12 protein-coding genes are annotated in these 12471 nt (G+C 62.2%); 8 read left to right on the plus strand and 4 right to left on the minus strand.

The features are described 5' to 3' along the window. Window positions 1-113: 113 nt before the first annotated feature. Window positions 114-1376 (plus strand): benzoate/H(+) symporter BenE family transporter, encoded by a 1263-nt coding sequence (locus tag H2Z84_RS08235; protein ID WP_181835550.1) that lies wholly within the window; start codon window positions 114-116, stop codon window positions 1374-1376. A 51-nt stretch (window positions 1377-1427) separates the two neighbouring features. Here H2Z84_RS08235 and H2Z84_RS08240 read toward each other — a convergent pair whose 3' ends face one another. Both H2Z84_RS08240 and H2Z84_RS08245 read right to left on the minus strand, forming a co-directional pair. Beyond that, on the minus strand, window positions 1428-2444 hold the full coding sequence (locus H2Z84_RS08240) for a fimbrial protein (protein WP_181835551.1): 1017 nt from the start codon (window positions 2442-2444) through the stop codon (window positions 1428-1430). Window positions 2445-2677: 233 nt separating this feature from the next. Continuing rightward, window positions 2678-3670, minus strand: coding sequence for a fimbrial protein (locus H2Z84_RS08245; protein WP_181835552.1), 993 nt, complete (start codon window positions 3668-3670; stop codon window positions 2678-2680). Window positions 3671-4043: 373 nt separating this feature from the next. On the opposite strand from H2Z84_RS08245, the gene H2Z84_RS08250 reads away from it, so the two are divergent. Both H2Z84_RS08250 and H2Z84_RS08255 read left to right on the plus strand, forming a co-directional pair. Next, on the plus strand, window positions 4044-5456 hold the full coding sequence (locus H2Z84_RS08250) for an aminopeptidase P family protein (protein WP_258869337.1): 1413 nt from the start codon (window positions 4044-4046) through the stop codon (window positions 5454-5456). Window positions 5457-5771: 315 nt separating this feature from the next. Then, on the plus strand, window positions 5772-6374 hold the full coding sequence (locus H2Z84_RS08255; RefSeq protein WP_181835553.1) for a CBS domain-containing protein: 603 nt from the start codon (window positions 5772-5774) through the stop codon (window positions 6372-6374). 31 nt (window positions 6375-6405) lie between these two features. Here H2Z84_RS08255 and H2Z84_RS08260 read toward each other — a convergent pair whose 3' ends face one another. Continuing rightward, on the minus strand, window positions 6406-6897 hold the full coding sequence (locus tag H2Z84_RS08260) for an Lrp/AsnC family transcriptional regulator (protein WP_103525828.1): 492 nt from the start codon (window positions 6895-6897) through the stop codon (window positions 6406-6408). 119 nt (window positions 6898-7016) lie between these two features. Between H2Z84_RS08260 and H2Z84_RS08265 the strand changes: the two genes are divergently transcribed. From H2Z84_RS08265 to H2Z84_RS08285, 5 genes are all read left to right on the plus strand, one after another. Further along, window positions 7017-7922 carry a DMT family transporter gene (locus H2Z84_RS08265; RefSeq protein ID WP_181835554.1) on the plus strand — a complete coding sequence of 302 codons (906 nt, stop codon included), beginning with the start codon at window positions 7017-7019 and terminating at the stop codon, window positions 7920-7922. 174 nt (window positions 7923-8096) lie between these two features. Next, the gene (locus tag H2Z84_RS08270) at window positions 8097-9038 is read left to right on the plus strand and encodes a choline ABC transporter substrate-binding protein (protein ID WP_181835555.1); all 942 of its coding nucleotides are present in this window, start codon (window positions 8097-8099) and stop codon (window positions 9036-9038) included. A 38-nt stretch (window positions 9039-9076) separates the two neighbouring features. After that, window positions 9077-9976 carry a 3-dehydrocarnitine:acetyl-CoA trimethylamine transferase CdhC gene (cdhC, locus tag H2Z84_RS08275; protein ID WP_181835556.1) on the plus strand — a complete coding sequence of 300 codons (900 nt, stop codon included), beginning with the start codon at window positions 9077-9079 and terminating at the stop codon, window positions 9974-9976. Between the two features lies 1 nt (window position 9977). Then, window positions 9978-10943 (plus strand): L-carnitine dehydrogenase, encoded by a 966-nt coding sequence (locus tag H2Z84_RS08280; protein WP_181835557.1) that lies wholly within the window; start codon window positions 9978-9980, stop codon window positions 10941-10943. Window positions 10944-10996: 53 nt separating this feature from the next. Continuing rightward, window positions 10997-11473 carry a thioesterase family protein gene (locus tag H2Z84_RS08285; RefSeq protein ID WP_181835558.1) on the plus strand — a complete coding sequence of 159 codons (477 nt, stop codon included), beginning with the start codon at window positions 10997-10999 and terminating at the stop codon, window positions 11471-11473. Here the strand turns inward: H2Z84_RS08285 and H2Z84_RS08290 are convergent. Beyond that, the gene (locus H2Z84_RS08290) at window positions 11470-12453 is read right to left on the minus strand and encodes a GlxA family transcriptional regulator (RefSeq protein WP_309545459.1); all 984 of its coding nucleotides are present in this window, start codon (window positions 12451-12453) and stop codon (window positions 11470-11472) included. The genes H2Z84_RS08285 and H2Z84_RS08290 overlap by 4 nt on opposite strands. Window positions 12454-12471 lie beyond the last annotated feature (18 nt).

Here is a 12471-nt window from a genome sequence, read left to right on the forward strand (position 1 = left end):
GCTGTTCTATATAACAGATTCAACCCAGTCTACGCTGTTTGCACCGGGTGTGGGAAGGCAGACGAATCGCCATCGCTTACCCTGTGTGCATTGACGCATCAAGGAACTCATCCATGTCCACCCTTTCCCCGCGAGAGTCTCCTGCCAGCCCGCCGCATGCTGATCGTGTGCCGTTCAGCTGGTCGCATTTCTCGCCTTCGGCCGGCCTTGCCGCAGTGCTTGCACTGCTGGTGGGGTATTCCGGCCCCTTTCTTATTATTGTGCACGCCGCCCAATCCGCCGGGCTGAGCGCGGCCCAGCTTGGCTCCTGGGTGTGGGCGGTGTCCATTGCCTCTGGCGTGGCCGGTATCTGGCTCACCCTGCGCTGGCGCGTGCCGGTGATTACCGCCTGGAGCACGCCGGGTGCGGCGCTGCTGTTGGCAGCGCTACCCGGCGTACCGTATGGCGAGGCAGTGGGGGCATTTCTGGCTGCTGCCGTCATTGTCACCCTGGTCGGGGTGAGTGGTGCTTTTGACAAGCTGATGAAGATTTTCCCGGCTTCACTGGCGGCGGCCATGCTGGCGGGCATTCTGTTTCACTTTGTCGCTGATGTGGCCGGGGCCGCCAGCCAGCAGGCGCTGCTGGTGGTGCCGATGACGGTGCTGTTTTTCATTGGCCGCAAGCTGTTTCCGCGCTTTGCGCTGTTGGCCGCCATTGGCCTGGGGCTAGCGCTGGCTGGCTGGCAGGGCATGTATGGCACGGCGGCCAGCTGGCAGGGCAGCAGCGGTCCGCTGTTTACCATGCCGCAGTGGTCGTGGACGGCCTTTGTCAATCTGGCCTTGCCGCTGGCCTTGCTGGCACTCACCAGCCAGTTTCTGCCGGGGATGGCGGTGTTGTCGGCTTCCGGCTATCACATTCCGGCGCGCTCACCGGTAACCGTGCTGGGGCTGGCTTCCATCATTACCGCGCCGCTGGGTGGTCATGGTGTGACGCTGGCAGCCATCATCGCTGCCATTTGCACCGGGCCGGAAGCCCACCCGGACCCGCAGCGCCGCTACATGGCCGGGCTGGTGTGCGGAGCGCTGTATATCGTGCTGGGCATTGCCGGTGGTGCACTGGCCGGCCTGGTGCTGCTCTTGCCCAAGGCGCTGGTGGTGACGGCGGCCGGGCTGGCGCTGTTTGGTACGCTGGCCTCCTCGCTGACTGCCGCGCTGATGGACGAAGGCCACCGCGAAGCGGCACTGCTCACCTTTGTGGTGGCGGCATCGGGCGTCACCATTGCCGGGTTGGGTTCACCCTTGTGGGCGGTACTGGCCGGTGGCAGCGTAAGCTGGCTCTTGAAGGCGCGCCCCAAAAGCACGCCGGCCATGACGCCGGTGATGCAAAGCAAAAACTGATCCGGTAGTTGAAGAAAAATGGCCGCCCAGCATGAAGCAGGCGGCCATTTTTTATTGGTAAGACAGGGTGAAGGTGGCGGTGGCTGAAACACTGCCGGGGGTAACCGTGCCGGTGCGGATATAGCTGACTGAAAAAGGAAAATTGCCCAGGCCGGCGAACTGGGCCAGGGCCAGCTGGCCGCTATTGCCTGCCGTGGCTGAGTCGGGGCCGAAACTGATGGGGCTACCCTGATAGGCCAGTTGCAAGCCAACGCCCTTGGCGGTGGAGCCACTACCCAGGCTGAGGATGTCGCTGGTCTGGCCGCTATTGTTGTTGTCGGTGAAGGTGAGGTACAGCTTGGTGGTGGCCGGACAATTGATGGTAAGGGCAAATGAGGTATTGCCGGCAAGGCTGCCCACCGTTGGCAGTGCGCTGTTACTGATCACCGGCAGGCTGATGGTGCTGGAACTGATGCCGCTGAGCGCGCAGCTAGTGGCCGTGGCAGAAAACGTATTGGCCAGCAAGGGCGTTTCCCCCGGTTGGGTGAGATAGGGCAACCATGTGCCACCCAGACGCAAAATGGCGCGGATATTGTTGCTGAGCTGAACTGTCCCCGTGCCAATGCTGGGGGCTATCTTGTAAAAAGCGAGGTAAAACGTGCCACTGAGCTTGGTCTGTACCCCGCTGCTGCTGCAGATCAACCGATTGCGGATATTGCCATCTCCAGTATTACTGCCATCAACCCACACCGTAGTGCGTGAACAGCTCGCCGGTGCGCTGACCGTGAAACCGGCCGCATAGCCGATACCCGGCACATTGGTGCTGAATACGCTGCGGCCGTTGATCATGGTGACATAGGCACCGGTGGTCATCTTGATGCCGAGTTCCTTGCTATTGCTGTCACTGCTGTCGCAGTTGAACTGTACGCCGGGTGTAGAGGCGATATCGCTGCCCAGCTGGCTGTTGAGCGGGATGTCGCGGGCAAAGGTGAGATTCGGCAGGGCAATGCTGCTGCCGGCGGCTGGTGTGCAGAGCGCCCACGCCGTTGTCGGCAGCAATAGACTGAGCAGACTGAGCAGATGCTTCATGATCCTGACAACCCCCCTCTGGCAGCGGCACAAGGCCGTATCCGCAGAATCTAGTCGTCTGGCTCAGTATGTTTTCTAAGAAAATTTTAATTTATCAGAAGAATATTCTGCAAAACACCTTGATGCCGTGCTGATGGGCGCTGCAGTGGCGCTGATATCGGGCAGAGGGATTTCGGATTCTTGTTCTGGAGATATCCTCTGCACCGCGGCAGGCGGTGCAGGGCAGCAGGCTGCTACTGATAGGACAGGGTAAAGGTGGCCGTGGCCGACAGGCTGCCGGGACTAACCGTGCCGGTGCGGATATAGCTGACAGCAAAGGGAAGGCTGCGCAGGCCGGTAAGGTTGGCCAGAAAGAGCTGATTGGTATTGCCTGAGGCGGCCGAGTCGGGGCCAAAACTGATGGTGCTGCCCTGGTAGGCCAATTGCAGGCCGACACCCTTGGCGGTGGAGCCACTGCCCAGGGCGAGGATGTTGCTGGTCTGGCCGATATTGTTGTTGTCGGTGAAGGTGATGTATAGCCGGGTGGCGGCCGGGCAATTGATGGCAATGGCAAACGGTGTGGTGCCGGCCAAGCTGCCTATCGTCGGCAGCGTGTTGTAGCTGAGGGCAGGAAGGCTGACTGTCGTGGGGTTGATGCCGCTGAGCGAACAGGTGGTGGCTGCCAGGGAAAAGGTGTTGACGCGCAAGACCGTGTCCCCTGGCTGGGTGAGATTGGGCAGCCAGACGCCGCCCAGGCGCAAAATGGCGCTCACGGCATTCGTGAGGTGGACTGTTCCGCTGCCAATGCTGGGGGCGGTCTTGTAAAAGGCGAGATAGAAGGTGCCTGCAAGCTGGGTTTGCACGCCACTGCTGTTGCAGATCAGCCGGTTGCGGATATTGCCATCGCCGGTATTGCTGCCATCGACCCAGACCGGGCCCTGCGCACAGCTCGCTGGCGCACTGATGGCAAAGCCGGCTGCATAGCCTACGCCCGGCACATTGGTGCTGAATACGCTGCGGCCATTGATCATGGTGATGTAGCTGCCGGTGTTGAGCTTGACGCCCAGTTCCTTGCTATTGACATCGTTGCGGTCGCAGTTGAACTGCAGGCCAGTTGACGAGACCGTATCGCCGCCCAGCTGACTATTGACCGGGATGTCGCGGGCAAAGGCGATATTCGGCAGGGTGATGCTGCTACCGGTGGCGACGGTACAGAGAGCCGATGCCGGACTGGCCAATACAGTCAAAATAAATATTATTAGGTATTTAATCATTACTTATGTGTATTGGGATGCTCGGGACTGGGCTACTTTAATGGCACAGTCATCCGGACCGGCAAAGAAAGTTCACTTGATGGGCGGGGATTTTCTTTTAAGTAAAGCCATAAATTCACGACTTTATTGTTAATGGTTGCAATGGTTTTTGGATGAGCAGGGAGGAGGTCTCGAGCGAGGCCTGTGCGGTGACGCCGGTACTGGGCTGGGTCTGTGCCAGTACAATTCTGGCGGCAAGCTGGTCATGTTCCGGCCTGCCGTGTACAGTGGTCATTCTGTATACAATTTTCCAGTCAGCGCCATATCGGCTATAAAATGCCGGCCGGGTGCGATAAGCACGGCTGACATGGTTGAAAAAGGAGTGAACAAGATGTTTTCTGCCGCCACCTATCAGCAGCGCCGTACCGCGCTGCAACAGTCTTTGTCAGGCAGCCTGCTGCTGTTCGTCGGCAATGTGGATTCGCCGATGAACTACCACGACAACATCTTTCCCTTCGTGCAGGATTCCAGCTTTCGCTACTTCTTTGGCCAGAACCAGCCGGGCATGGCCGCCTTGATCGACACGGCCGCTGGCACCACCACTTTGTTTGGCAATGATCCGGACGTGGCAGACATCGTGTGGACCGGTCCGCTGCCCACGCTGGCCGAGCGCGCTGCGCGCGCCGGCATCAGCCACAGCCAGCCCTATGCCGCGCTGGAACAGGTGCTGGCATCCGCGCAAGCTGCCGGGCGTCCCATCCATTACCTGGCCCCGTATCGCGGTGAAACCAGGCTGGAACTGGGCCGTCTGCTGAAGGTGCATCCGGCGGAAGTGGCGGCAGGTTTTTCCCCCGCCTTGACCCGTGCCGTGGTGGCACTGCGTGAAATCAAGAGCGCCGAGGAAGTGGCCGAAATGGAAGCCGCGCTGGCGGTGACTGGTGCCATGCATGTGGCGGCGATGCAGTCCTCGCGCCCCGGCGTGGTGGAACACCAAGTTGTGGGCATCATGGAGGGCATCATGCGCCGCCACGACTGGCAGCTGGCTTATCCGTCCATCTTCTCGCGTCGCGGCGAGGTGCTGCACAACCATGCCCACGACAATGTGCTGCAAAAGGGTGATCTGGTGTTGAACGACACCGGCTGTACCTCCGGTGGCGGCTACGCCAGCGACATCACCCGTACCTTCCCGGTAGGTGGGCGTTTCAACCAGCAGCAGCGCGAGTTGTACAACATCGTGCTGGACATGCAGCTGCAGGCCATCGCCGCCATCAAGCCCGGCGTGCGCTATCTGGACGTGCACAAGCTGGCAGCGCAGGTGATGGTGCAGGGCATGAGCGAGCTGGGTTTCTTCCACGGCCCGGTGGAGGAGATTGTCGAGTCCGGTGCCTATGCCATTGCCTTCCCGCATGGACTGGGGCATCAGATCGGCATGGATGTGCACGATATGGAAGGCCTGGGCGAGGATCTGGTGGGCTATGACGACACGGTGCAGCGCAGCCCGTTGTTCGGCATGGGCTATCTGCGGCTGGGCAAGGCGCTGAAAGCCGGCATGGTGCTGACGGTGGAGCCGGGCATTTATTTCATTCCGGCACTGATTGCTGCCTGGCAGGCCGAAGGCCGCCACAGCCAGTACATCAACTATGCGCGCTTTGCCGAGATGACCGCTTTTGGCGGCATCCGCATCGAGGACAATGTGCTGGTGACCGACTGCGGCAGCCGTGTGCTGGGTGAGCCGATTCCGAAAACGGTGGAAGAGCTGGAAGCCATCATGCAGATGTGACCCCGGCAGGCTACCGTGCCAGCCAAGTAAACCGCCCTTCGGGGCGGTTTTTGTTTGTCAGTTTCAACTTGCCGCACGCTAAGCAGAATGCTCTGCCGGGCGGGGTCGGCAGGCCGCGCCGCAACATTAATTTGCAGCTTGAGTGCAAGCGCGGCCTTGCATCCGGAAAATCCTGCCTAGAATGAAATCTGGACCGGGGTGGGGGAGACAGCCACGGTTCAGCCCGTCAGCGACGTGTCAGCCCGCCTGCCGCGCCACTGTGACCAGGCCTCGCCGCCTAGCCAGACAACAACATCGATCCAGCTGGAGAGTCACATGGAAACTTCATTTCAAGCGCTGCCATCCATGGCCATGCCCAAACATACCGACCTGGTGCATCTGGACCAGCGTCCACTGCGCCCCATCAATCTGAAAAGCCCGGCACTGGAGGTGATGACAGATCTGCGCATCATCGACCCGGTGAGCATAGGCGAGGATGAAATCCTGCGTCACGCCCATAATCTGATGATCAGCCGTGGTATCCGCCTGTTGTTCGTGCAAGACGAAGACAGCCGGCTGGTGGGCCTGATCACCGCATCCGACATCCTGGGCGAGCGCCCGGTGCAGTGCATGCTGGAGCATGGCAAGCGTCACGGCGAAGTGCTGGTGCGTGATGTGATGACGCCGCGCAACGAGCTGGAAATGCTGTCGCTGGCCGATGTGCAGCACGCCACCGTCGGCCACATGGTAGCCACGCTGAAGCAACAGGGACGACAGCATGCGCTGGTGGCCGAGCTGGATCTGAACACTGGCCATTACCAGCTGTGCGGTATGTTCTCCACCTCGCACATGGCGCGGCGGCTGGGCATGCCACTTAACTTTATGCGCGTGCCGCAGGCACTGTCGGAAATCCAGCACGCGCTGCTGCACGAGGGCTAGCCGGCAGCGCGGGGCTGCGGCTCAAGCAGGTTCAGCCCGCTTCGCCCGCCGTGTCTTGTGGAACGGCGGTGCTGTACTTGGTGGTTTCCATCACCACCAGCGATTCAAACTCGCGCACATTGTCATTGCTCATGATGTGCTCGCGGCAAAAGCGTTCGTAATCGCCCATGTCCCGCACCAGTACCACCAGCACAAAGTCCGGCCGCCCGGTCACGTGGTAGCACTCCACTACTTCCGGCGCGGCGCGGATAGCCTGCTTGAAGGCATCCACCAGCGCAATGCGCTCGCGTTCCAGAATCACATTCACCACCAGCCGTAATGGCCGTCCCAGTACCGCCGGGTCTACCAGTGCCACTTCGCGGCGGATGATGCCTTCGCTGCGCAGCCGCTTCAGCCGCCGGGTGACCGCCGTGGGCGACAGGCTGACGGCCTCGGCCAGCTCGTCGTGGGTGCGGCGGGCATCATCCTGCAGCAGGGCCAGCAGTTTGCGATCGTAGCTGTCCAGCTGTTTGTCTTCGGCCATATCAGTATTCCTGCATTGCATATTCAAAATCATCAGTTTGCGTGCATTCTGGCGCAGTAAAACGCAGCGGCGCAAGCTGCAGTGCTGCCTACACTGGCTGCATCTTCAGGAGATGCACCATGTCCACATCCAGCGCCGTACTGACCCCGTCTTTTTTCCGTAGCGCCAGCACCGCCCGCTGGCTGCCCATGGCCCTGTTCTGCGCACTGGTGCTGCTGTGGGCTTACAACTACGTGGTGATGAAGCAGACGCTGCAGGCCACCACGCCCATTACCCACCTGATTCTGCGCACTGCGCTGGGCAGCCTGACTCTGTTTGGCGTGTTGCTGGCGCGTGGCCGGGCCATCCGGCCGCAGCGGCTGGCGCAGGCAGCGCAGGTGGGGCTGAGCACTACCTGTATGTACAGCCTGTCCATTACGCTGGCGCTGGTCGCCGGGGCCGCCGGGCGTACCTCGGTGCTGGTGTTCACCATGCCGTTCTGGGTGGCGCTGCTGTCGCGCTGGCTGCTGGCCGAGCCGTTTACTCGCCGTGCCCGACAGGCGCTGGCTGCCGGCTTTGCCGGCCTGATGCTGATCGTGGCGCCCTGGCAGCTGCATGGCGGGGTGCTGCCGATGCTGCTGGCAGTGCTGGCCGGTTTCTTCTGGGCGCTGGGATCGGTGCTGAGCAAGCGGGCGACACGGGATGGCGGCATGGACAGCCTGAATTTTTCCGCCTGGCAGGCGCTGATCGGCCTGTTGCCGATTCTTGCCTTGTGGCCGTGGGCGGATTTCGCCCATATCCGCTGGTCGGCTGGTTTTGTGCTGGGCCTCTTGTATGCCGGGGTGTTGTCCAGCGCCGTGGGCTGGCTGGCCTGGCTGTGGTTGCTCAAGCGGCTGCCGGCCAGCACGCTCAGCTTCAATGCGCTGGTGATTCCGGTACTGGCCGTGGCCATGGCGGCCAGCCAGCTGGGCGAATGGCCGGCCAGCCGCGAACTGGCGGGCATGCTGCTGGTGGGCGCCGGCATCGTGCTGATTGCCCGGCGCTAAACAGCAGCAGGCAGGTTTCGCCAGGCGCAGCGACATCTGTCGCTGGTGTCGCCGCAAATGTCGCCACAGTACGCTGTGTCGCTGTCACAAGCCGTTAGATTTAGCCTGACTTGCTTAGCAGGCAAGGATGACCGGGTGCCTGCCCGGGACCGACATTCTGACGGGAGTGGAGACATGAACAAAAGCAAAGGCTGGTTGGCGCTGGGCTGTATGGCGCTATCGATGCAGGGCGCACTGGCGGCAGAACCGGCAAGCTGCCGGAATGTCCGGTTTGCTGATGTGGGCTGGACGGATATTGCGGCTACCACCGGGCTGGCCAGCGTGGTGCTGCAGGGCCTGGGTTATCTGCCGGCCAAGCAGATCGCCTCTGAACCCATCGTGTTTTCCGGGCTGAAAAACAAACAGCTGGATGTGTATCTGGGTTATTGGGACCCGTCGCAAACCCCGGCGATTACCCCCTTCATCCAGGCCAAGGCGCTGCAGGTGCTGCCTGTTCCCAATCTGGAAGGGGCCAAATACACCCTAGCCGTGCCCAGCTATGCCGCCCAGCAAGGCCTGCGCAGTTTTGCCGATATCGCCCGCTTCCGCGAGCAGCTGGGTGGCAAGATCTACGGTATTGAAGCGGGCAGCCAGGGCAATGCCCAGATCAAGAAAATGATTGCCGACAACGAGTTCGGCCTGGGCGGTTTCACGCTGGTGGAATCCAGCGAGGCCGGCATGCTGGTGGAAGCGACCAAGGCGGTGCGGCAGAAGCGGCCCGTGGTATTTCTGGCCTGGGAGCCGCATCCGATGAATTTCCTGATGCAGCTGACCTATCTCACTGGCGGTGACAAGCAGTTCGGCCCCGATTTTGGCGGTTCCAAGGTGTATACCGTGGTGGCGAATGACTGGTTGCAGCGCTGCCCCAATGCCGGCCGGCTGGTCAGTCAGCTGCGTTTCACCACCGACATGGAAAACCATGTCATGGAACCCATCATGAAAAAGGTGAAGCCGGAACAGGCCGCCCGCCAGTGGTTGCGTAGTCATCCGCAGGCGTTGGACAGCTGGCTGGCTAGTGTCACCACCTTTGACGGCAAGCCGGGACTGGCGGCCGTGAAATCCTATCTGGCGCGATAAGCCCCTTGCTTCCCTTTTCTCCTGCTGTGGAGTCCGGCATGAATCATGAAGTCATCCTCACCTGCGCCGTCACTGGTGCAGGGGATACCGTGGGCCGCCATCCGGCCATTCCCGTCACCCCGCGCCAGATCGCCGATGCGGCCATCGAGGCGGCACGCGCCGGTGCTACGGTCGCGCACTGCCATGTGCGTGATCCGGCCACCGGCAAGGCCAGCCGCGATCCTGCGCTGTACCGCGAGCTGGTCGAGCACATCCGCGCCGCTGGCGTGGACATCATCCTCAATCTCACTGCCGGCATGGGGGGCGATCTGCAGATCGGTGCTGGCGAACAGCCGTTGCAGTTTGGCCCTGGCACTGATCTGGTCGGCCCACTGGAGCGGCTGGTCCATGTGGAAGAGCTGCGCCCGGAAATCTGCACCTTGGACTGTGGCACGCTCAATTTTGGCGATGGCGATTTCATCTATGTGTCCACGCCGGCGCAATTGCGGGCCGGCGCGGCGCGTATCCAGCAGCTGGGCATCAAGCCCGAGCTGGAAGTGTTCGATACCGGCCACCTGTGGTTTGCCAAGCAGCTGCTGACCGAAGGGCTGCTGGATGCCCCGCCGCTGTTCCAGCTATGCCTGGGCATTCCCTGGGGCGCTCCCGCCGATACCACCACCATGAAAGCCATGGTGGACAGCCTGCCAGCCGGAGCGCAATGGGCCGGCTTTGGCATTGGCCGCCAGCAAATGCCCATGGTGGCGCAGGCGGTGTTGCTGGGCGGCAATGTACGGGTGGGGCTGGAAGACAACCTCTACCTGGACAAGGGCGTGTTTGCCAGCAATGGCGCGCTGGTGGAGCGTGCGCGCCAGTTGGTCGAGCTGATGGGTGCCAGGGTGCTCACCCCGGCAGAAGGCCGGCGCAAACTGGGCTTGCCGGCGCGCGGCGGAAAGGAATGACATGACTTACCGGACCGAAATCAACACCTTGGCGGCGCTCGGCGTGGGTGTCATTGGCAGTGGCTGGGTCAGCCGCGCACTAGCCGCCGGGCGCGATGTCATCGCCTGGGACCCGGCACCCGGCGCAGAAGCACGCTTGCGCGCCAATATCGCCAATGCCTGGCCGGCCCTGCAGCGCCGCGGCCTGGCCAGCGGTGCCTCTCCCGAGCGCTTGCGCTTTGTCGCTACTGTTGAAGAGTGCGTGGCTGCAGCGGACTTTATCCAGGAGAGCGCGCCGGAGCGGCTGGAGCTAAAACAGGCGCTGCACCAGCAGATCAGCCAGGCGGCTGCGCCGGATGTGCTGATTGCCTCTTCCACTTCCGGTCTGCTGCCCAGCGAGTTTTACCGCAGCGCCGTGTTGCCGCAGCGCTGCGTGGTGGGTCACCCCTTTAACCCGGTCTATCTGCTGCCGCTGGTGGAGGTGGTGGGCGGGCAGCATACCGACCCGCAGGCACTGACGGCGGCCATGCAGGTGTATGCCGGGCTGGGCATGCAGCCGCTGCTGGTGCGTCAGGAAGTGCCCGGTTTCATTGCCGACCGCCTGCTGGAGGCGCTGTGGCGCGAGGCTTTGCATCTGGTCAACGACGGTGTGGCCAGCACCGGGGAGATCGACGACGCCATCCGCTTCGGGGCAGGTTTGCGCTGGGCCTTCATGGGCAGTTTCCAGACCTATACCCTGGCCGGTGGGGAAGCCGGCATGCGCCATTTCATGCAGCAGTTTGGCCCGGCATTACAGCTGCCCTGGACCCGGCTACCTGCGCCGGAGCTGACCGAGACCCTGATCGAGCGGGTGGTGGAAGGTTGCCAGCAGCAACAGGCCGGGCGCAGTATCCTGGCGCTGGAAGCCTATCGCGATGATTGCCTGCTGAGCATCATGCAGGCCGTGGCAGAGGCGCGACAGCGCCATGGCCTGCCGCCAGGCTATTGATCAACCCTGGCCGGGGACGATGCGCCCCGGCCCAGTCTGAAAGCCAGAGCACCATGAGCAGCCTGCCCTTGTTGTACCGGGATCATGTCCGTAGCGAATGGGTCGATTACAACGGCCACATGCGCGATGCTTATTACCTGTTGCTGTTCAGCCATGCCAGCGACGCCCTGATCGATGCCATCGGGCTGGACGAAGCAGGCAGGGCGCGTAGCGGGCACTCGGTTTATACCGTGGAAGTGCATCTGAATTATCTGCAGGAGCTGAAGCAGGGCGCTGCGCTGCGGGTGGAGTGGCGGCTCTTGGGCCATGATGCCAAGCGGCTGCACATCATGCTGTTGCTCTACCGTGGCGAGGAAATGCAGCCGGCCGCCCTGTGCGAGCAGATGTTGCTGCATGTGGATGCCCGGCAGGGCAGGTCCGCCCCCTTCGCCGCCGAGGTCGCCGCGCGCCTTGCCGCCATGGCGGCGGAGCAGGCCAGTTTGCCGCTGCCGGAACATGGCCGGCACATTGCACTGCCTGTCCGACCTTAGTTGCCGGCGTGTGGCTCGCGGCGATCCAGGCTGGGAGCGCAGCCGAACAGCTTGCGATAGGCGCGGGCAAAGTAGCTGGCTGAATCAAAGCCGCAGGCCACGCTGATTTCCATGATGTTCAGTTCACTCTGACGCAATAGCCGGCGTGCACCCTGCAGCCGCAGCCGCAGGTAAAACCCGCTGGGGGTATCGCCCAGCTGGGCGCGGAACAATCGCTCCAGTTGACGACGGGTGATGCCGACCTGCCCGGCCAGATCATCACAGCGATAGGGTTGTTCCAGCTGGCTTTCCATCAGGCTGATGGCGTGTACCAGCTTGTGATTGTGTACGCCGTAGCGCTCGCTTACCTGCAGGCGCTGGTGGTCTTTCTTGTCGCGGATACGGCCCAGCACAAACTGCTCGCTCACCTGGATGGCCAGGGCATGGCCATGCCGTCTGGCAATCAGCTCCAGCATCATGTCGATGGATGCCGTGCCACCCGCCGAGCTCAGCCGCAGCCCGTCCAGTTCGTATAGCTCCTGGCTGACTTTCAGCTGTGGATAGCGTTCGCGAAACGCAGGCACCGCCTCCCAATGCAGGGTCAGGCGCTGCTGCCGGTACAAGCCGGCCTCGGCCAGAATAAAGCTGCCAGTGTCGATGCCTCCCAGTGCCACAGCTCGCCGGTCGAGCTGGCGCAGCCAGCCCAGCAGTGCCGGCGTGCAATGCGCCAGCGGGTTGAAACCGGCCACCACCAGTACGGTAGTGGCGTGCTCCGCATCTCCCCAGCAGCCTTGCACTTGCAGCTCCATGCCATTGCTGGCACAGACCGCCTGCCCGTCCCGGCTCAGCAAACGCCAGCGATAGGCATCGGCATGAAAGCGGTTGGCCGCGCGCAAGGGTTCGATGGCCGAGAGCAGACCCAGCATGGAAAACTGCGGCAGCAGCACAAAGCACAGTGTCTCGGTGGCAATCATGGTGGCAGGGTGCAGGGAGGAAGGCACAGCATAACGCCTTGCCCG

This window comes from Aquitalea aquatica (assembly GCF_013911085.1).
Lineage (GTDB): Bacteria > Pseudomonadota > Gammaproteobacteria > Burkholderiales > Chromobacteriaceae > Aquitalea > Aquitalea aquatica.

What these genes read in the sequence shown, in the direction of transcription:
- H2Z84_RS08235 (WP_181835550.1), top strand. Translation starts at nt 114, where the DNA reads ATGTCCACCCTTTCCCCGCGAGAGTCTCCTGCCAGCCCGCCGCATGCT.
- H2Z84_RS08240 (WP_181835551.1), bottom strand. Translation starts at nt 2,444, where the DNA reads ATGAAGCATCTGCTCAGTCTGCTCAGTCTATTGCTGCCGACAACGGCG.
- H2Z84_RS08250 (WP_258869337.1), top strand. Translation starts at nt 4,044, where the DNA reads ATGGTTGAAAAAGGAGTGAACAAGATGTTTTCTGCCGCCACCTATCAG.
- H2Z84_RS08255 (WP_181835553.1), top strand. Translation starts at nt 5,772, where the DNA reads ATGGAAACTTCATTTCAAGCGCTGCCATCCATGGCCATGCCCAAACAT.
- H2Z84_RS08260 (WP_103525828.1), bottom strand. Translation starts at nt 6,897, where the DNA reads ATGGCCGAAGACAAACAGCTGGACAGCTACGATCGCAAACTGCTGGCC.
- H2Z84_RS08265 (WP_181835554.1), top strand. Translation starts at nt 7,017, where the DNA reads ATGTCCACATCCAGCGCCGTACTGACCCCGTCTTTTTTCCGTAGCGCC.
- H2Z84_RS08270 (WP_181835555.1), top strand. Translation starts at nt 8,097, where the DNA reads ATGAACAAAAGCAAAGGCTGGTTGGCGCTGGGCTGTATGGCGCTATCG.
- cdhC (WP_181835556.1), top strand. Translation starts at nt 9,077, where the DNA reads ATGAATCATGAAGTCATCCTCACCTGCGCCGTCACTGGTGCAGGGGAT.
- H2Z84_RS08280 (WP_181835557.1), top strand. Translation starts at nt 9,978, where the DNA reads ATGACTTACCGGACCGAAATCAACACCTTGGCGGCGCTCGGCGTGGGT.
- H2Z84_RS08285 (WP_181835558.1), top strand. Translation starts at nt 10,997, where the DNA reads ATGAGCAGCCTGCCCTTGTTGTACCGGGATCATGTCCGTAGCGAATGG.